At 65.8% G+C, this 19571-nt stretch carries 16 protein-coding genes, 1 tRNA gene and 1 pseudogene; 11 read left to right on the top strand and 7 right to left on the bottom strand.

All coding sequences use genetic code 11. The features are described 5' to 3' along the window. The first annotated feature begins 177 nt into the window (after nt 1–177). Nucleotides 178–822: a gamma-glutamyl kinase gene (locus tag ACSQ76_RS10750; protein ID WP_437156574.1), complete on the top strand. Its 645-nt coding sequence runs from the start codon at nt 178–180 to the stop codon at nt 820–822. A 157-nt stretch (nt 823–979) separates the two neighbouring features. Here ACSQ76_RS10750 and ACSQ76_RS10745 read toward each other — a convergent pair. The 3 genes and pseudogenes from ACSQ76_RS10745 to guaB form a co-directional block, all read right to left on the bottom strand. Further along, a pseudogene (locus tag ACSQ76_RS10745) lies at nt 980–3282 on the bottom strand (ATP-binding protein). Between the two features lie 118 nt (nt 3283–3400). Beyond that, nucleotides 3401–4564, bottom strand: a complete 1164-nt coding sequence (locus ACSQ76_RS10740; protein WP_437156573.1) for an RsmB/NOP family class I SAM-dependent RNA methyltransferase — start codon at nt 4562–4564, stop codon at nt 3401–3403. A 45-nt stretch (nt 4565–4609) separates the two neighbouring features. Next, entirely contained in the window at nt 4610–6058 is a 1449-nt protein-coding gene (gene guaB, locus ACSQ76_RS10735) for an IMP dehydrogenase (protein WP_306128412.1), read from the bottom strand. Nucleotides 6059–6290: 232 nt separating this feature from the next. On the opposite strand from guaB, the gene speB reads away from it, so the two are divergent. Together speB and ACSQ76_RS10725 are read left to right on the top strand one after the other, a co-directional pair. Next, nucleotides 6291–7244 carry an agmatinase gene (gene speB, locus ACSQ76_RS10730; protein WP_437156572.1) on the top strand — a complete coding sequence of 318 codons (954 nt, stop codon included), beginning with the start codon at nt 6291–6293 and terminating at the stop codon, nt 7242–7244. A 236-nt stretch (nt 7245–7480) separates the two neighbouring features. Continuing rightward, nucleotides 7481–8851 carry an ammonium transporter gene (locus tag ACSQ76_RS10725; RefSeq protein ID WP_437156571.1) on the top strand — a complete coding sequence of 457 codons (1371 nt, stop codon included), beginning with the start codon at nt 7481–7483 and terminating at the stop codon, nt 8849–8851. 272 nt (nt 8852–9123) lie between these two features. Here the strand turns inward: ACSQ76_RS10725 and ACSQ76_RS10720 are convergent, their stop codons facing one another. Genes ACSQ76_RS10720 through rpmH form a run of 4 tightly spaced genes read right to left on the bottom strand, consistent with a single transcriptional unit; the run spans nt 9124 to nt 10784 of the window. Next, the gene (locus ACSQ76_RS10720; RefSeq protein ID WP_437156570.1) at nt 9124–10002 is read right to left on the bottom strand and encodes a sulfotransferase domain-containing protein; all 879 of its coding nucleotides are present in this window, start codon (nt 10000–10002) and stop codon (nt 9124–9126) included. Beyond that, complete coding sequence (gene yidD / locus ACSQ76_RS10715; RefSeq protein ID WP_306128408.1) at nt 9989–10237, bottom strand: membrane protein insertion efficiency factor YidD; 249 nt, start codon at nt 10235–10237, stop codon at nt 9989–9991. Before yidD ends, ACSQ76_RS10720 begins: the two co-directional genes overlap by 14 nt. Beyond that, nucleotides 10234–10626: a ribonuclease P protein component gene (gene rnpA / locus ACSQ76_RS10710; protein WP_437156569.1), complete on the bottom strand. Its 393-nt coding sequence runs from the start codon at nt 10624–10626 to the stop codon at nt 10234–10236. Before rnpA ends, yidD begins: the two co-directional genes overlap by 4 nt. Nucleotides 10627–10649: 23 nt before the next feature. Continuing rightward, nucleotides 10650–10784 carry a 50S ribosomal protein L34 gene (gene rpmH / locus ACSQ76_RS10705; RefSeq protein ID WP_005980833.1) on the bottom strand — a complete coding sequence of 45 codons (135 nt, stop codon included), beginning with the start codon at nt 10782–10784 and terminating at the stop codon, nt 10650–10652. A gap of 286 nt (nt 10785–11070) precedes the next feature. On the opposite strand from rpmH, the gene ACSQ76_RS10700 reads away from it, so the two are divergent. The 8 genes from ACSQ76_RS10700 to ACSQ76_RS10665 all read left to right on the top strand — a co-directional run bounded on the left by ACSQ76_RS10700 (nt 11071) and on the right by ACSQ76_RS10665 (nt 19571). Further along, nucleotides 11071–11802, top strand: a complete 732-nt coding sequence (locus ACSQ76_RS10700) for a TVP38/TMEM64 family protein (RefSeq protein WP_306128406.1) — start codon at nt 11071–11073, stop codon at nt 11800–11802. 3 nt (nt 11803–11805) lie between these two features. Further along, nucleotides 11806–13224, top strand: coding sequence for a dihydrolipoyl dehydrogenase family protein (locus ACSQ76_RS10695; RefSeq protein ID WP_437156568.1), 1419 nt, complete (start codon nt 11806–11808; stop codon nt 13222–13224). Nucleotides 13225–13249: 25 nt separating this feature from the next. Beyond that, nucleotides 13250–14644: a sensor histidine kinase gene (locus ACSQ76_RS10690; RefSeq protein WP_437156567.1), complete on the top strand. Its 1395-nt coding sequence runs from the start codon at nt 13250–13252 to the stop codon at nt 14642–14644. Nucleotides 14645–14716: 72 nt separating this feature from the next. After that, nucleotides 14717–14793, top strand: a tRNA-Arg gene (locus tag ACSQ76_RS10685). A gap of 145 nt (nt 14794–14938) precedes the next feature. Further along, nucleotides 14939–15397, top strand: a complete 459-nt coding sequence (locus ACSQ76_RS10680; protein WP_437156566.1) for a (2Fe-2S)-binding protein — start codon at nt 14939–14941, stop codon at nt 15395–15397. A 1-nt stretch (nt 15398) separates the two neighbouring features. Then, nucleotides 15399–17642 carry a molybdopterin cofactor-binding domain-containing protein gene (locus ACSQ76_RS10675; RefSeq protein WP_437156565.1) on the top strand — a complete coding sequence of 748 codons (2244 nt, stop codon included), beginning with the start codon at nt 15399–15401 and terminating at the stop codon, nt 17640–17642. A gap of 233 nt (nt 17643–17875) precedes the next feature. Then, entirely contained in the window at nt 17876–18757 is an 882-nt protein-coding gene (locus ACSQ76_RS10670) for an AbrB family transcriptional regulator (RefSeq protein ID WP_437156564.1), read from the top strand. Between the two features lie 58 nt (nt 18758–18815). Then, nucleotides 18816–19571 (top strand): SDR family NAD(P)-dependent oxidoreductase, encoded by a 756-nt coding sequence (locus ACSQ76_RS10665; protein WP_437156563.1) that lies wholly within the window; start codon nt 18816–18818, stop codon nt 19569–19571.

Raw genomic sequence — 19571 nt, 5'->3', positions numbered from 1 at the left:
CAGACAGGGCGTCTATCGCTGACTTCCCAATGCCTGTCCGCTGCTTTCGTTCACCTCTTGTTCCCCGCGTTATGGAGACAAAAGGAGAACATTTCAATCAATTTGTTCCTTTCCGATGGTTGCACCGATGGGTTAAAGAGGGGTTACCGGGGGGCAGGCAAACGGGCGAAATCTTGCATGTTGGTGTTTTCAAACGAAAAGCTCGTATTCCTGTCGGTGCCCAAAACCGGCACCACGGCCTACGAGGCCGCGCTTGCGCCCCGCGCGGCCTTGGTCGTGCGCCAGCCGCCCGAGCTGAAACACGCGCCTGTCTTTCGCTACAACCGGTTCTTCCGACCCGCGATCGAGAAATTCATGGGCGAAGGATTCGACATTCTGGCGGTCATGCGCGAGCCGATCGACTGGCTGGGCTCGTGGTATCGCTATCGTCAGCGGCCAGGGCAGGAACAGGCCCGCAACTCCACCCACGGGATCAGCTTCGACGAATTCGTGACCGAGTACATGAAGGGCAAGCGCGCCGCCTTTGCGCAGGTGGGCTCGCAGACGAAATTTCTCGAGCCGCAGAACAACGGCACCGCCGTCACCCATCTCTTCCGCTACGAGGACCAGGACGGCCTGCGCCGATTTTTGGCCAACCGTCTCGAGATCGAGATCGAGACCCGGCGGATGAACAGCTCGCCCGCCATGGCGCTGTCGCTCGATCCGGATGTCGAGCAACGCTATCGCCGCAAGTTCGCCGTCGAGTACCGGCTTTACGACGGGATCGCTCGGGACGGCGCCTTCACGCCTCTGGCCAACGGGGTCCTGCCGCCGCATCATTGAGTCGCAACGCGGGCCCAGGGGCGCATTTCCGGCGCCGGAAATGCTCTCGAAAATGTGCATTTTCGAGCGCGAACATCGGATGAGGTCGCGCCATATCCCGAGATCGGTCCGGTGACGGAAAATCGCGGTACGTAAGGACAGGCGGCGCCGGGCCCCCTCAGCCCTGGTTCAGCTTGTGCTGCACCATCTCCGTCAGTTCCGTCAAGGAGAACGGCTTGGGCAGGAAATCCGAGTCGGGGATGCGCGACTGAACCTCGCCAAAGGCCTCCTCGGCGTAGCCCGACATGAACACGACGCGGGTTTCCGGACGGTCGGCCAGTGCCTGCAACACCCAGGTCGGCCCGTCGATCCCCGGCATCACCACGTCGGACACGAAGACATCCACCTCCAGCGTCGGGTCCTCCAGCAGTTCCAGCGCGGCTTCGGCCGAATCGGCTTCCAGCACCGTCAGGCCGCGCAATTCCAGCGCCCGGCTGGCAAAGGCCCGGACCGGTGCCTCGTCCTCGACCAGCAATACCACGCCATCCGTCTTGGCGGGAAGGTGCGCCGGCGCGGCCGCCTCGGTTGCCTGCGTCTCAAGGCTCTCATGCGCGGGCAGCAATACCTGGAAGGTCGTGCCCTCTTCCGGCGCGCTGTCGGCAAAGATGAAGCCGCCGGTCTGCTTGACGATCCCGTAGGCCGTCGACAGGCCGAGGCCCGTGCCCTCACCCGTCCGCTTGGTTGTGAAGAACGGCTCGAAAACCTTCTGGATCTTGTCCGGGGCGATACCCACCCCCTCGTCACTGACGGTCACGCGCACATAACGGCCCGGCGCCACCACGGCCCGGTCGCGGCGCAGGGGCTCGCGGAAGGTGACGTTCTCGGTGGCGATGCGGATATCGCCGCCTTCGGGCATCGCGTCGCGGGCGTTGACCACCAGGTTCATCAGCACCTGTTCCAACTGCCGCTTGTCGGCGCGGATCGACCACAGGGTCGGGTCGTGGCTGAGCGACAGGATCACCCGCTCGCCCACCAGCCGGTTCAGCAGATGTGTCAGATCCGACAGCATGTCGCGCAGGTCCATCACCTCGGGGCGCAGGGTCTGCTTGCGCGAATAGGCCAGAAGCTGGCTGACCAGCGCCGCGGCGCGGTTGGTGTTCTGGTTGATCTGGATGAGGTCGCCGTAATCGGGGTCGCCCTGGTCGTGGCGCAGCAGCAGCAGGTCGCAATGCCCCGCGATCGCGGTCAGCAGGTTGTTGAAATCATGGGCCACACCGCCGGCCAGCTGGCCGATCGCCTGCATCTTCTGGCTCTGCGCGAACTGTTCTTCCAGTGATTTCAGCTTGGTCGCGTCGCTCAGCACGGCGATCAGCACCGTCTCGCCCGCCTCCGTCGCGCGGTTGAGCGTGACCTGGACGAAAGTCTCGCGGTCGTCGCTCCTGACCCGCAGAAACTCCGAATGCACCCCGCCACGCCCCTGGGCCGCGTCCTCCAGCCAGTCGGGGATCGACCGGCCGAGCCCCTCCATCAGGTCCGACAGCGTCTTGCCGCAACAACCCTCGACCCCCAGCAGGTCCCGCGCCGGGCGGTTGGAGATCTGCACCTCGCCCGAGCGCGCCAGTTTCAGCAGCGGAACCGGCAATTCGTCGAAGAATGCCCAGCCGTCGGGCTGACGTTCGGTGGGCGCGACGCCGGGCAGCAGAAAGATCTCGCGCCGTCCGGCCGCGCCCTCGAGTTCGACGACGAGACAGGGGTCAGCCCCTCGGCCGTGGTAATGTCGTTGATCTGACCCGACCGCAGCGGCATCTTCGGAAAGATGCGGTCGAGGGTGCGCACGCGCTCGCCCACCAGTTGCCGCGCGGCGGTGTTCATGAACAGGACCGCCCCACCCCGCCCCGCCGTCAGCATCGGCAGCGGTACCGGGTCGGCCTCGCGCGCGGGGCGGTCGGCGTATTTCTCGATACGCCAGACATAGCGGTCGGCGCCGGCGCGGTGCACGCCGATGCGCAGGTGCCCGGCCCTTGTCACCACGTCCTCCTGCGCCGAGCCGCGCAACTGGGCCCGGCTTTCCAGACGATAGAGAATCGGGCCGGGATTCGCGATCGCGTGATTCAGCGCCCCGGCGAGCGTCGTCGCCTCATCGGCGGAAAAGGCCGTCATCGCGGCGCGGTTGGCGTACTGGATATCCCCGTCGCGGCCGGTCAGGAGGGTGGGTGTCGCATCCTCGGCCAGGAAATCCGCCGCCGCGTCGACCACGGATTTGCGAAACCGCGCTTCCGCCGCGTTCACGATGCCGATCCACAGCGCCGACATCAGCAGGATCGCCGAGGTGAAGACGCCCGCGAGCCGAAGCGTCGGGTCGGGCACGAACACGGCCGCCACGCCGAACAGGATGGCGGCCCCCAGTACCGCCCTGGAACGCGGCCTGATCCGGGCCGCGGCGTCACGCAGCGGCGATACGGTTCCGGTAGTGAATGCCAACCGGCAACTCCCCAAAAACAAGATACTGGCCGCTGTCTTAGGCGGCAGGGCTTAAAGTTAGATTAACGCTGAAGGGGCGAACACGTCTAGGTTGTTGTGCCCGCACCGGCGTCGTGTATCAGGGCTTGCGCAGCGTGGCGAGATAGAAGCCGTCGCCCCTGTCCGAGATCGGCCAGCGCCGCGTGTCTTCCCGCCTCCACCCCGGATGCGCCGCCTCGAACGCGGCCACCTGCGCCTCGTTTTCCTCGGCCAGGACCGAACAGGTGGTATAGACCAGGAGGCCGCCGGGCCGCACGAGCCCTTGCGCGTGTTCCAGAATGTCGCGCTGCGTGGCGCAAAGCGCCTCCAGCCGATCCGGCGTCAGGGCCCATTTGGCCTCCGGCGTGCGCCGCCAGGTGCCGCTCCCCGAACAAGGCACGTCGCACAGCACGATGTCAAAGGGCGCCGCCCCGGCCACGGCGTCCGGCGCAAGGGACGTCACCGTCACGCCCGCCCGCGCGGCCCGGGCAGGCAGGTCGCGCATCCGCTCGGGCGCGGCGTCATGGGCGAACCACGTGCCCTCGTGCCGCGCGGCCAGCGCCAGAACCTTGCCGCCGCCGCCGGCGCAGAAATCCAGCACCCGCGCGCCTGGGGGCACCGGTACGGCCGCCATGGCCGCCTGGCTGCTGGCATCCTGCAATTCCACATGGCCCTCGCGGAATGCCTCTGCTTGAGCGACGCGTCGGGAACTCTCCGTGACATGAAGCGCTCCGTCAATCTCTGGCATAGGCTCAGCCGAGATCCCGTCTTTCGACAACATTTCAAGCACATCCGGGATGGTCTTGAGGCGCGGGTTGTGGCGCAGGAAGACAGGCGCCCGATGGCGCAGCGCCGCGGCCGCGGCGGTGGCCTCAGCCCCGAGATCCGCCTCGAACCGCGACCAAAGCCAGTCCGGAAGGTCCCGCGCCTCATCCGGCGCCGGGGGCCCGCCGGCCGAGCGCTCCTCCGCCGTCAGGGGCGTGGGCGCATGGCCCTCCCCGGTAAAGGTCGTCTCGGGGTCGCCGCCCTCGTCCCGCACGTGCCCCAGCATCAGCGCCCGGCCGGTCTCGCCGCCGCCAAGCGCGGCGCAGGATCGCCTGCGGCGCAGCACGGAAAACACATGGTCGCGCACCGCCGCCCGGTCCTTGGACCCGGCATAGCGTGCGCCCCGCGCCCAGCGGGTCAGCGCCTGCTCCGCCGCCTGTGCGCCGGCCATCGCGTCCAGCACCTCGATCGCGGCCTGCACCCGTGCCGCCGGGGTCATGGCCTTACCTCAAGAACGCCGTGCAGAACCTTGAATATGCGTGGCTTATCCAACGCGGTAGTTCGGACTCTCACGGGTGATCTGCACGTCATGCACATGGCTTTCCTTCAGGCCCGCGCCGGTGATCTTCACGAACTCGCAATTGGTGCGCATCTCTTCCACCGTGGCGCAGCCGGTATAGCCCATCGCCGCCCGCAGGCCGCCGACAAGCTGGTGCAGCACCGTGCCCGCGCCGCCCTTGTAGGGCACCTGCCCCTCGACCCCTTCGGGCACCAGCTTGTCGCTGGCCGCGTCCTTCTGGAAGTACCGGTCGGCCGAGCCGCGCGCCATGGCCGCAAGGCTGCCCATGCCGCGATACGCCTTGAAGCTGCGGCCCTGATAGAGGATCACCTCGCCGGGAGACTCGTCGGTGCCCGCCAGCATGCTGCCCACCATGGCGCAGGAGGCGCCCGCCGCAATCGCCTTGGCGAAATCGCCCGAGAACTTGATGCCCCCATCGGCGATGACCGGCGTGTCGCCCGCCGCTGCGGCGCAATCCATGATCGCGGTCAATTGCGGCATGCCGACGCCCGCCACCATCCGCGTGGTGCAGATACTGCCCGGCCCGATGCCCACTTTCACGGCATCGGCGCCCGCGCCGATCAACGCCCGCGTCGCCTCGGCTGTGGCGACGTTGCCCGCCACGATCTGCACCTCGTTCGACAGCGTCTTGGCCCGTTCCACGGCCTTCGCCACGCCCTCGGAATGGCCGTGGGCGGTGTCGATCACCACCATGTCCACGCCCGCATCCACCAGCGCCTGCGTCCGCTCGAAGCCTGCGTCGCCCACGGTCGAGGCCGCGGCCACCCGCAGCCGGCCCAGCCCGTCCTTGCAGGCCGTCGGGTTCAGCACCGCCTGCTCGGTGTCCTTCAGCGTCAGCAGGCCGGTCAGCTTGCCCTCGGCATTGGTGACCAGCAGCTTCTCGATGCGTCGCGCCTTCATCAGGCTCTTGGCTTCCTCTCGGTCCGCGGGCTCGGTCAGGATCGCCAGGTTGTCGCTTGTCATCATGACGTGCACCGGCGTGTCGTCGCTGGTGGCGAAACGCATGTCGCGGTTTGTGACGATGCCCATCACCCGGCCCTTCTCGTCCACCACCGGGAAGCCGGTGAAGTTGTAGCGCTCGATCAGGTCCTTGGCGTCGCCCAGCGTCTGGTCGGGGCGCAGGGTCACCGGGTTGTAGACGATGCCGCTTTCGAACCGCTTCACCCGCCGCACTTCCTTGGCCTGCTGCTCGACCGTCAGGTTGCGGTGGATGACGCCGATGCCGCCCGACTGGGCCATGCAGATCGCCATGCGCCCTTCGGTCACGGTGTCCATCGCGGAACTCAGAAGCGGGATGTTGAGGTCGATCGACCGGGTCACGCGGGTCCTTGTGTCGGCGGTGTTGGGCAACACGCTCGACTTGGCGGGAACCAGCAGGACATCATCGAAAGTGAGGGCCTCACGAATCTCCATGGCGCATCTCCTTCACGGCTCGTTTGGCGGTTCCCTATTGCACGGGTGGGCAGGAATGGAAAGGGCCGATTGACGGGGTGCGCGCAGGTGACCGGGGCGCGGGGCCCGTCCCGTGATGTCGCCCGCCATGCCCGTAGGGTGGGTGACAACCCACCATCCGCCATCCCCCGTCGCTCCTCTTGCCATCGCGTCCCGCCCCACGCTAGCGTTTGCGCAACCAAAGGACACGCCCATGAGCAAACACGGATACGAGAGCGGCCGGCTCGACCTGCCCTTCGTCGGCATCTCCACATTCGGCAAACGCCCCTATGTCGCCGACTGGAGCCGGATCGACGCCGACGTCGCAATTCTCGGCGCGCCCTTCGATGCCGGCACCCAGTGGCGCTCCGGCGCGCGCTTCGGCCCCCGCGGCGTGCGCGAGGCTTCGACGCTCTTCTCCTTCGGTCACGCCGGCGCCTACGATCACGAGGACGACGCCACCTACCTGCCCGGTTCGGTCAGTATCGTCGATATCGGAGATGCCGACATCGTCCATACCGACACCCTGAAATCCCACGCCAACATCGAAACGGGCGTCCGCGCCATCCTCGCCGCGGGCGCCCTGCCCGTCACCATCGGCGGCGATCATTCCATCAACATCCCCTGCGTCAACGCCTATGACGGCCAGGGCGACATTCACATCCTGCAGATCGACGCCCATCTGGATTTCGTCGACGAACGCCACGGCGTGCGCTACGGCCACGGCAACCCGATGCGCCGCGCCGCCGAGAAACCCTACGTCACCGGGCTCACCCAGCTTGGCATCCGCAACGTCAGCTCGACGGCCAAGGAAGGCTATGACGACGCCCGCGCGCGCGGCTCGGACATCCTGTCGGTCCGGCAGGTCCGGAAGCTGGGGCCGCAGGCGACGGCCGATCGCATTCCCGACGGGGCCCGCATCTACGTTACCATCGACATCGACGCATTCTGCCCCTCGATTGCGCCCGGCACCGGCACGCCCAGCCACGGCGGGTTTCTGTATTACGACGTGCTTGAGATCCTGCAGCAGGTCGCGCGAAGACACGAGGTCGTGGGCATCGACCTTGTCGAGGTCGCCCCGGATTACGACCCCACCGGCTCCACCTCGATCCTTGCGGCGCAGGTGCTTCTGAACCTTCTGGGCTTCGTCTTCCACGCCCGCGCCTGAGACGATCGGCGCAGGTACATTATTGGTACACCTCTGGCGCTCATTTCGGCGCACATCTCCTTCATTTCGATCTGTCTCGCCAGAATTTCCTTCACTTGCGCCCGATTCTGCGCAATCCTTAATCAAAATAAAAAGACAGGCGCAGGCCGAAATGATGTTTGGTTCATTTTTGGGTCACTCTTCATTCAGCCATCCCCGCCGCAGAAACGCAAACAACAGTGGAGGACACACCCAAAATGGATCTCGCAGCCATTCAGGCCGACCAGGTCACGCTCAATTCCCTGGTCCAGAACCTCGTCTACCTTTCCGGCACCGTCGGCGCGATCACCGTCGTCGTCGGCTTGCTGATGATCGATGCCGGCACCACCCGGCGCAAAAGCCTGTTCAACTCGACCATCGAAAAGGTCATGGGCTTCTTCATCGGCTTCGCCACCTATTTCGCCATCGGCTTCGGCTTCTGGGCGGCACAGTATTACATCATGGAAGGCGCCACCATGGGCGACAGCTTGCGCGACTGGTGGCTCTTCGGCGGCATGCTGAACGCCAACGCCTCCACCACCGATCCGGCCACGTTCCCGGGTCTGAACACCTTCCAGATCTTCGTGTTCTTCCTCGCGGTCTTTGCCGGGATCGTGAACATCCTCTTCCACTTCGCGGTGTCCGAACGGATCCGGGCCTCGGCCTATTACGTGCTCTGCGTCGTGGCCGCTGTGGCCTCGTCCATCCTCAGCTTCTACACCTGGGGCTCGGTTGGCCCGCTCACCAACGCGGGGTTCCACGACTTCTTCGGGGTGGGCTTCGTCTATCTCTTCCCCACCGGCATGGCGCTGGCGCTGGTGCCAATGCTGGGCAAGCGCCCCGGCATGTTCGCGCCGCACCCCATGGTCTCGGGCTACCATGCGCCCAGCATCGGGCTGGCGGCGGTCGGCCTGCTGACCATCTTCGCGGGCCTGCCCATGGTCATCGTCTCCTGCCTCTTCTTTTTCGACCCCGAGGCGCTGGCGGTCAGCGTCACCATGGCCGAGACCAGCGTGGGCCTTGCCGTGAACAACTACGCCATGTCCTGGGCTGGCGGCGCAGTGACCGGCGGGATCCTCGCCTATGCCACACGCAAATACGCCTACCTGCTGCTCGGTCCGCTGGCGGGCTACGTGGCCGGGGCCAGCGGGTTCGACGTCTACCAGCCGGGCCAGATGTTCCTGGTGGCGCTGGGCGCGCCGGTCATCTCCTACATCGTCTATGAATTCACGCTGAAGCGCGAATTCGACGAGCACAAGCTGCTGCCGCTCTTTCTCGGCGCCGGCAGCTATGGCCTGATAATGGTCGGTATCCTCGAGGCCGGCACGCCGCGCGGCGGCTACTTCGGGTTCGAGGAAGGTGAGTACGCCTTCCAGCACGGCCAGATCGGCCTGGTGATGCAGCTCATTGGTATCGTGGTCTGCCTTGCCGCAGGTTTGGTGACCGGCCTCGTGACCGCGCTGATCCTCAAGGTGACCATCGGCCTGCGCAACACCGACGACGAGATGGCCGCCGGTCTGGACGGCCTGCGCTGGGGGCTGGAGCCTGACGTGCCCACGCGCGAGGACACGCCCATCGCCAAGGGCTGACACGGGACACCACTCACCGGGTCGCGGCGGCGGGGGCCCCCGTCGCCGCGATGCGCTTACGGCCCGCGCCCCGTAGGGTGGGTTTCAAACCCACCCTACCACCTCCGCGGTTAAAACGCGTTAACGCCGAACGACCTGGTCATCCGCCGAACCGTGAAACCGGGCACCGTCGCAATACCGCACGAATACCGACGTGATACCGACATGCCGATTTTCGCCGGATCGGGTTGGTTAACCGCCCTCGTTTCCGCGCCCGGTGCTTCAATGCCCCGTTAACCCTTCACCGCCGTCAGCAGGTCGTCGTAGCTCTCAAGACCATGCGCCGCGCCCATCGTCTCGCGCCATTTCCCGGCATAGGCCTCGCGTATCGCATCGCTGACCTGCGCCCGCCCGGCCCCGGCCTGCCCGCTGTCCACCTTGCTCGCTTCGCCGCCCGGTGGCAGGCCACAGGCCGCATCGCGGGCCTGTCGCACAAGGTGATCGTCGAACTGCCGGCCATGCGCCTTCATGAAATCCATCGTCGCCTGCGCCTGCGCCACGGCGCGCCTGCGTTCATCGGATATTCCCATGAAATCCGCCACTTGCGCGACACTCTTCACCAAGTCTCGCTTCATGTGCTCATAGGCCAGCAGCAGCACGTCGTCGCGGTCGCGCACGCCCCACCAAGACGACGCATGGCTCCAGTAATCCTCGCGCCCCATACGGTGCAGGTAATAGCCCGCGAAATCCTCCAGAGAGATCGCGCCGCGCTCGAACATCCAGCCGTCGAAGAACCGATAGAGCGAGACCATCGCATCCACCGGGTCGCGCAGCACCACGATGTAGCGCCCGCCCTCGGGAATCACCCCCCACGGCAGGTGACTCTTGAAGAGCCGCGGACGGTAGGGTTGCGGGGCGTTAACGTCGCGGCCCATATCGTGCGCGAGTTCCAGCCACGGCACGACGTCGGTAATCTCGTCGAACGCCATGTCGCCGTCCGACCGCAGGCTGTGGGCGATCTGGCTGACCCAGGTCGTGCCGCACTTGCTGTAGGGAGTAATGAAGATGTCGGTGGAATCGGCGCGATAGGCCAGCCCTTTCTCGACGCCGTGCTCCGTGGCGAACCGCGCCAGCGCCGCGTTCATCTGCGCCAGTGTCTCAGGACGCTTCATCGCGCGCGCCCTCACTGCCCGGCACCGGGTCATAGCCACAGCCGCCCCAGGGGTTGCACCGCGCAATCCGACGCGCGGCCAGCCACCCGCCCTTGAGACCGCCATGCATGCGCAAGGCGTCCAAGGCATATTGGCTGCACGTCGGCTGATAACGACAGTTGAACCCCACCCAGGGGCTGAAGATCAGCCGGTAACCCTTCACCGGCAAGGCCAGGATATGAGCGAGCAGGCTCATTTATGGACCGAGACCAGCGCCCGCCGCAGATCCTCGCACAGCCCTTGGAAATCGCGCTCCACCGTGGCCCCAGCGCGCCCGATCAGCACATAGTCATGGCCGGGTTTTCCATTGTCCGTCAGCACCTTGCGGGCCACTTCGCGCAGCCGCCGCTTGGCCCGGTTGCGCGTGACGGCATTGCCCACCTTCTTGGAACAGGTATACCCGACGCGGATTGTGTCGCTATCATCCCACCGGTCCCGCATTTGCAGCACGAGACCCTTCATTGCCTGCCTGCGCCCCTTGGCGGCGGCCAGGAAATCCGGGCGTTTCCTGAGGACCTCCAGACAAACGGAAACCGCCGGGGGCGTGTTCCCCGTGTCATCCACGAGGGCCTCCGGCGGTGTCATGTCCGTCTTGTCCTGGCTGGCGCTTACGCGCTCAGCGACTTGCGGCCACGCGCACGACGCGCGTTCAGGATCTTGCGGCCGGCCTTGGTGGCCATGCGCGCGCGGAAACCGTGGCGCCGCTTGCGGACCAGGTTCGAAGGTTGATACGTGCGTTTCATCGCTCGGCTCTCCGGTGTTCTTGGCCTCGCTCAGGAATCGCGAAAGCCGGAATTCGTATTGAAGCCCGGTCTATAGGGGCGCGCGCGCCCCAAGTCAAACATCCGATTGGCTTTTGCAACAAAAACCCCGCCCGGACGGTTGGCTTTGTTAGAAACCCCGTCGAAATCGGACGTAAAGGCCCCGAACCCATCACCCCGCATCACCCCGGCGTGAAGTGTCTGGCGCGGTGCCTGCGGATGGCGCATCTAGGAAGGACACGCAATCACACCGGACCCCGATTCCGACATGGACACAGCCGAGAACACCAAGCGCCCCGCCTATATCCGCCATGCGCCCCTGGCCGTGATCCTGGTGGCCGCAGTGGTGGGTTATTTCACTCTGGGCGACTACCTGACCTTCGATACGCTGGCCGACAATCGCGAGGCATTGCTGGCCTTCCGGGACGAAAACTATCTCCTGCTCGCAGGCCTTTTCATGACGGTCTACGTGGCCATCGTCGCCTTCTCGCTGCCCGGCGCGGCCGTTGCCTCGGTCACGGGTGGGTTCCTTTTCGGTCTGGCGCTTGGCACGGTTTTCAACGTGACCGCCGCCGTGATCGGCGCCTCGGCCATCTTCCTCGCCGCGCGCTGGGGTCTGGGGCGGACGCTGGCCGCGAGAATGGACGCCTCGGAGGGTACGCTCAAGAAATTCAAGAACGGATTGCACGAGCATGAAATCAATGTGCTTTTGCTGATGCGCCTCGTGCCGGTGGTCCCGTTTTTCGTCGCCAACCTGCTGCCCGCGCTCGTGGGCGTGCGCTTCTTCAATTTCCTCTGGACGACCGCGGTTGGCATCATCCCCGGCGCCGTCGTCTTCACCTGGATCGGCGTCGGCCTGGGCGAGGTGTTCGACCGCGGCGAACGCCCGGACCTGTCCCTGCTCTGGGAGCCGCAGGTGATCGGCCCCATTCTCGGGCTTTGCGTGCTGGCCGCACTACCTATCCTCATCAAGACCGTGCGCGGCAGGAAAGGCATCTGACACATGGCCGATATCAAGACTGACATCCTCGTCATCGGGGCCGGCTCTGGCGGGCTCACCGTCGCTTCGGGGGCGGCGCAGATGGGCGCCGAGGTGGTCCTGCTGGAAGCAAACGAGATGGGTGGTGACTGTCTCAACTTCGGCTGCGTGCCGTCCAAGGCGCTGATTGCCTCGGCCGAGGCCGCGCACGGCCAGGCACATGCCGCGCCATACGGTGTGGCCAATGTGGCGCCGGCGGTGGATTACGCCGCCGCCAAGGACCACGTGAAAAATGCGATCGCCACCATCGCACCGCATGACAGCCAGGAGCGTTTCGAAGGGCTCGGCGTCAAGGTCATCCGGGAGTACGGCCAGTTCATTTCGCCCACCGAGGTAAAGGCCGGCGACACGGTGATCCGCGCCCGGCGCACCGTCATCGCCACCGGCTCCTCTCCCTTCGTGCCGCCGATCCCGGGGCTGGAGAACGTCCCTTACGAGACCAACGAAACCCTGTTCGATCTGCGTGAAAAGCCCGATCACCTTCTGGTCATCGGCGGCGGCCCCATCGGCATGGAAATGGCGCAGGCGCATCTGCGGCTGGGCAGCAAGGTCACGCTGATCCAAGGCGGCAACGCGCTTGGCAAGGACGACCCCGAGGCCGCCGCCCTGGTGAAGGATCACCTGCGCGACGAGGGGCTTGAGATCATAGAGGGCGCACATGCGGCGAAGGTCCGCGGCCAGGCCGGTGCGATCGAGGTCGAAATCGACGACGGACAGGTTCTCAAGGGCTCGCACCTTCTGGTGGCCGTGGGCCGCACACCCAATATCGAGAGGCTGAACCTCGACGCGGCCGGTATCAAGTCCACCAAGGCCGGCATCAAGGTCGATGCGGCGCTGAAGACCAGCAATTCCAGGGTCTATGCCATCGGCGACGTGGCCGGGGGCCTGCAATTCACCCATGTCGCGAATTATCACGCGGGTATCGTGATCCGCTCCGCCGTACTGGGCCTGCCGGCCAAGGCGCACGCCAGCCACCTGCCTTGGACCACCTATACCGACCCGGAACTGGCGCAGGTCGGCCTGACCGAGGCACAGGCCCGCAAGGCGCATGGGACCAAGCTGGAAGTTGTCCGTGTCGAGTACGATGGCAACGATCGCGCCATAGCTACCCGCAAGACGGCCGGGTTCATCAAGGTCATGGTCGTGCGCGGCCGCCCTGTCGGCGCCACCATCGTCGGTGCGCAGGCGGGCGAGCTTATCCACACGTGGGCATTGGCCCTCGCCAACAACTTGAAAATGAAGCATATCAGCGCCATGGTTGCGCCTTATCCCACGCTGGGCGAAATCAACAAGCGAGCGGCGGGAGCGTATTTCACGCCGCGGCTGTTCGAAAGCGACTGGGTCAAGCGGATCGTGCGGCTGGTGCAGCGCTGGCTGCCGTAAACGACAAGGCGACGGAACGGGAAAAATGGGGTTTCTGAAATCACTCTCGGGACGGTTTCTGATCCTGACCGTGGTATTCGTCATGCTGGCCGAGGTCCTGATCTTTTTCCCCTCCATCGCCCGGTTCCGCGAAGACTTTCTGATGGACCGGCTGCAGCGGGCCCAGATCGCCTCCCTCGCGCTCTTGGCGAATGACCAAATCTCGAATGAGCTTCAGGAAGAGTTGCTGCAGAACGCGGGCGTCTTCAACGTCGTGTTGCGCCGCGACGAGGCGCGACAGTTGATGTTGTCCGCGCCCATGCCCTCGCCCATCGTCGACACGTACGATCTGCGCGATGTGACGCCGCTCGAACTGATCGGAGATGCCGTGAACCGGCTGGCCACGCCCCAGCCCGAGATGATCCGGGTGATTGGCGATCCGTCGCAGATGGGCGGGCTGCTGATCGAGGTCACGTTGCTGACGGACGATCTGCGCGCCGCGATGCTGGATTACGGCCTGCGGATCCTGTTCCTGTCCGCGATGATCTCGGTCGTCACCGCCGCCCTGCTTTATTTCGCGGTGCGCGGCTTTCTGGTCCGACCCATCGCCAGCGTGGCGCGCCACATGACCCGCTATGCCGAGGCGCCCGAGGATGCCAACCGGGTGATCACGCCCCGCTCCACCACCACCGAGATCCGCCAGGCCGAGGAGGCGCTGCTGTCGCTTCAGACCCAGCTGACTTCGTCCCTGCGCCAGCGCGAGCGGCTGGCCCAACTCGGCGGTGCTGTGGCCAAGGTCAGCCATGACCTGCGCAACATCCTGACGTCGGCTCAGCTGTTCACCGACCGAATCGAGATGAGCGAGGACCCGGCGGTCAAGCGCATGGCGCCCAAGCTTGTCAGCTCCATTGCCCGCGCTGTGCACTTGTGTGAATCCACGCTGGCCTATGGCAAGGCAGAGGAACAGCCGCCGACCCTGGGCCGGTTCGCGCTGATCGACGTGGTCTCGGACGTGATCGAAAGCGAGCGTCTGGCCGTGGGCGACGCCGATGTGAGTTTTGCCGAAGACATTCCCAACGGCCTGATCGTACGCGCCGACCACGAACAGCTCTACCGCGTCATCGCCAACCTGGTACGCAACGCGCGGCAGGCCATCGTCAATAGTGGGAAACCCGGCGAGATCGCCATTGCCGGGAAGGAGACTGCCGATGCGTGGTTCATCCGGGTGTCCGATACCGGGCCGGGGTTGCCGGCCAAGGCCCGCGACCATCTGTTCCAGCCGTTCCAGGGCGGAGCGACGAAGGGCGGAACGGGCCTCGGCCTGTCGATTGCCGCAGAGCTGATCCGAGGCCATGGTGGCACGCTCGAACTTGAAAGCACGGGCGAGGCGGGAACGGTATTCTGCGTTACCCTGCCCCGCGGTGAGCTGAGCAAGGGCTGAAGGAATTTCCTCGGAAAATCCCGTGTGACCCCTTGCATTGGCCGGCGCATGGGTCTAGATGCTCGACCTCACGGACCGATAGCTCAGCTGGATAGAGTACCTGACTACGAATCAGGGGGTCGGGGGTTCGAATCCTCCTCGGTCCGCCACTTCCCCTAATAGACCGTGATTGACGATTTGGCTGCGCGACCTTGCGCAGGCGCATATCGGCGCGCCGATCACGTGGCGTTCTTCTCGACAATTGAACCGTGCAGTTTATCCTTGCGGCAAACACGGAATGCGCCGGGAGGCACCATGCAGCTGACAATCGACGGAACGGCCCACGAGATCGAGGTCGAGGACGACATGCCCCTTCTGTGGGTACTGCGCGACATCCTGGGCAAGACGGGGGTCAAATACGGCTGCGGGATCGCGCAATGCGGCGCCTGCACGGTGCATATCGACGGCGAGGCGACGCGGTCCTGCCAGGTTGTCGCCGGCGACGTGTGGGGGCCGGTGACCACCATTCACGGCCTGGGCACCCCCGAGGCCCGCCATGCCGTGCAGCAGGCATGGATCGAAACGCAGGTCGCGCAATGCGGCTATTGCCAGTCGGGGCAAATCATGCAGGCCGCGGCGCTGTTGTCGGAAATGCCCGATCCTTCGGACGAGAATATCGACGACGCCATGTCGGGCAACCTGTGCCGGTGCGGCACATATCCACGCATCCGCGCCGCGGTAAAGGCCGCCGCCGCCAAGTTGAAGGAGGCGTGACATGAGCCGGGCCGGAAAGATCGCGCGGCGCAGTTTCCTTGTCGGGGCGGTTGCGGCAGCGGGCGGTGTGGCCTTCGGCGTGTGGCGTTACAAGACGCCTTATCGCAATCCGCTTCTGAGCGGGCTGAACGAAGGCGAGGCGGCGCTGACCCCTTATGTGCTGATCCGTCCCGACGGGATCACCCTCATCACGCCCCGCGCCGACAAGGGCCAGGGCGCCTACCAGGTGCAGGCGATGCTGCTGGCCGAGGAACTGGACGTGACGCTCGACCAGATCGCGGTCGATCCCGGCCCGCCGGATGTCGCCTATTGGAACCGGGCGCTCGCGGATGAGGCGGCGGCCTTTCTCGCACCCGGTGGCGGCGTCGCAGAAGAGGTGGCGGGCTCGGTCGTGTCTGCCGGGGCGAAGTTCCTGGGGCTACAGATCACCGGCGGCTCGACCACCACGCCCGACGGGTTCGACAAGCTGCGCGCGGCGGGGGCATCGGCCCGCGAGACACTGAAAGCCGCCGCCGCCGCGCAGACAGGTATCGCCGTAAGCGAGCTGACCACACGCGACGGGGCGGTGATCCTGCCGGGCGGCACCACCCTGCCCTATACCGAGCTGGCCACTGTGGCAGCTGATTTGGATCCGGTGACGGACGTCGCCCTGCGGCCCGCGTCGGAATGGCGGCTGATCGGCAAGCCCACGCCGCGACTGGACATGGTTCCCAAGTCCACTGGCACGCAGGACTACGGAATCGACGTGAACCTGCCCGGAATGGTCCACGCGACCGTACTTCTGAACCCTGCGCTCGGCGGGGCGCTTGGCAGCTATGACACTGCCGAGGCGTTCAAGATCCGCGGCGTGCAGTCGGTGGTCGAGATCACCGGCGGCCTGGGCATCGTGGCCGATAACACTTGGCGGGCGATGGAAGGGGCCAAGGCCATTGTGGCAAGCTGGCCGGAGGGAGCGTTGCTCCCGACGATGGAGGCGCATTGGCAGGCGCTATCGGACAGTTTCACCGAAGACGCGCAGGACAGCCGCAAGCGCGACGACGGCGACGTGGACGCGGCCCTTGGCGCGGGTGATGTCATCGAGGCCGAGTATCGCGCACCCTACCTGGCCCATGCCCCGCTGGAGCCGGTCAACGCCACCGTGCGCGTCGACAATGATGCCGTCGAGATATGGACCGGCACGCAGATCCCGCGCAATGTCCTGACCAACGTGTCGGGCATTACCGGCGTACCGGAGGACAACATCACCCTGCACGTACAGATGATCGGCGGCAGTTTCGGGCACCGGCTGGAGGACATGGTGGTGCGCCACGCCGCCGAGATCGCCATGCAGATGAAAGGCACGCCCGTCAAGCTGACCTATTCCCGCGAAGAGGACATGACCCACGAATTTCCCCGCCAGATCGCCATGGCGCGGATGCGCGGCACCGTGCGCGAGGGTCGGGTCGAAGCCTATGACCTTGGCATCGCCATGCCGTCCGTCATCGTCTCGCAAATGGGGCGCCAGGGGCTGAGCGTGCCCGGCCCCGACAGCCAGATCGTGGCCGGCGCCTTCGAGCAGCCTTTTGCCGTGCCGCACCACCGGGTGACAGGTTACCGCGCGCCACCGCTGGCGCCAATTTCATCCTGGCGCTCGGTGGGCGCGTCGACGAACGGGTTTTTCTACAATGCCGGGCTGGACGAGTTGATCCACGCCGCCGGGGCCGACCCGATGGAAGAACGTCTGCGGCTGTGCGATGACGCGCTGGCCCGGGGCGTGCTGGAGGCCGTGGCCGAGATGAGCGACTGGTCCGGGCCGAACCCGGCCGATGGCGTGGGGCGCGGTGTCGCCTTCACCAAGTCCTTTGGCGTGCCGTGCGCCGAGGTGATCGAGGTCGAGACCACCCAAGCCGGACTGAAGCTGACGCGGGCCTGGGTCGCGGCAGAGGTCGGCACGGTGGTCGATCCGCTGAACTTCGAGAACCAGGTGGCGGGCGGTGTCATATTCGGCTTGGGTCATGCGATGAACTGCGAACTGACTTATGCCGACGGCCGCGCCGAGCAGACCAATTTCGACGCGTTCCAAGGGCTTCGGCTGTACCAGGCCCCGACGATTGAAGTGCGCGGGTTGGAGAATGGCGACAAGGTGCTGGGGGTGGGGGAACCCCCCGTGCCGCCTGCCGCCCCTGCCCTTGCGGCGGCCATTTTCGCGGCCACGGGGACGCGGCTGCGCGAGATGCCGTTCTCGAAATTCGTGGAGTTTGCGTAGGTCAAGGCGCGCCGGGCGCGGCGCCGCCTTGCCGTTCCCCGCGCGGGGTGGTTGAAGGGGCGCATGGGATCCATTCTGACCACACTTGCGCTGCTGGGCCTGGCTTGCGCCGCGGCCTTCGGTGCACAAGCGGCTTCGATACCGCTTCCGTTCCTGATCGGACCTCTGGTCGCATCCGGTATCGTGGCGACAACCGTGTCGGCCCGTTTACCGGATGGTTACCGTTTCCCCCCATGCTGCGTCTGGTATTCATTTCGGTCATCGGCCTGATGATCGGCGCGCAGGTCACGCCCGAACTTTTCGGACAATCCTCGCGCCTGGCGGTCAGTTTCACTGCGCTGACACTGTTCGTCGTCGTCGCCCATGCCTATGGCTACACCGTCTTGCGGTTCATCGGCGGGTATGACCGACCTACCGCGTTCTACGGTGCTGCGCCCGGCGGATTGTTCGAATCGATAGCGCTCGGCGAAGAGGCCGGTGCGGACCCGGCCCGCCTGACGCTGCAACAGTTCCTGCGGATCATCGCTGTGGTCACGCTCCTGCCCATCGGCCTGTCGCTCTGGGTCGGTCACCCGGTCGGCAGTTCGGCGGGTGTCACGCTGGCGCGGGGCGAGGTGCCGTGGTCGGCCTTTCCAGTGATCGCCTGTGCGGGCGCGGCGGGACTTGGTCTCGGGCATCTGCTGCGCTTGCCGGCAAAGCAATTGACCGGGCCTCTTTCAGTGGCGGCGATCCTGTCGCTGACCGGCATTTACCACGTCGATGTGCCGCAATGGCTGATCAACGTGGCGCAGATCGTCGTCGGTACGGCGCTTGGCATGCGATTCTCGGGGCTGTCCGGCGGACTGGTCCTGCGCGGCTTCGGGCTGACCTTGCTCTGTGTCGGTGGGATGCTGGGACTGTCCATCGTGTTCGCCCTGGCGCTGATGCAGATCCTGGAGCAACCTTTCGACGTTCTGCTGATCAGTTTCGCGCCCGGCGGCGTGACCGAGATGTCGCTGGTCGCACTCAGTCTCTCCGCGAACCCGGCCTTCGTGACGCTGCACCACATCTTTCGCATCCTGCTCACCGTTGTGGGCCTTGGCCTCACTTCCAAGCTGGTCCGGCGCAGGCTTTGACAGGGCGCTCCTTCTGGAATATCTGAACACTTGTTCATTTCAAACCTCCGGAGGCTCCATGCAGATCTTAGACACCGCCGCAATCATCACCGGGGGCGCCTCGGGGCTGGGAGAAGCGACGGCACGGCACTTTCGCGCGCATGGGGCCAAGGTTACTCTGCTAGACCGCGACGCGGAGCGCGGTGCCGCCGTGGCCGCCGAGATCGGGGCCGGTTTTGTCGAAACGGACGTCACCGACGAGAACTCGGTCCTCGCTGCTATAGCTGCTGCGAAGGACGCCATGGGTAAGATCACCGTTGCCATCAATTGCGCGGGCATCGCGACCGGAGAGAAGACGCTTGGGCGCGACGGCCCCCACAGCCTTGACGGGTTCCGCCGCACCATCGACATCAACCTCATCGGGAGCTTCAACGTCGCCCGGCTTGCCGCCGAAGAAATCGCGCAGAACGCCGCCGCCCCGGATGGCACGCGCGGGGTGATCATCAACACCGCGTCCATTGCCGCCTTCGAAGGACAGAAGGGCCAGACCGCCTATGCCGCCTCCAAGGGCGGTATCGTGGGCCTCTCGGTGCCCATGGCGCGGGACCTGAGCCGCGACGGCATCCGGGTCATGGCGATTGCGCCGGGCATCTTTGCAACGCCGATGCTGAAGGGCCTGCCGCAGGAGGTGCAGGAGGGGCTGGCGCAGGACGTTACCTTTCCCAAGCGGCTGGGCGACCCGGACGAATACGCCGCGCTGGCGCGGTTCATCGTCGAATGCGATTACCTGAACGGCGAGGTCATCCGCCTCGACGGCGCGCTGCGCATGCAGTGA

The sequence above is a fragment of the Roseovarius sp. B08 genome, assembly GCF_051417955.1.
In the GTDB taxonomy this organism is placed as follows: Bacteria; Pseudomonadota; Alphaproteobacteria; order Rhodobacterales; family Rhodobacteraceae; genus Roseovarius.
The sequence above is the reverse complement of the archived record's forward strand: the minus strand, read 5'-3'. Positions and strand labels throughout refer to the sequence as shown.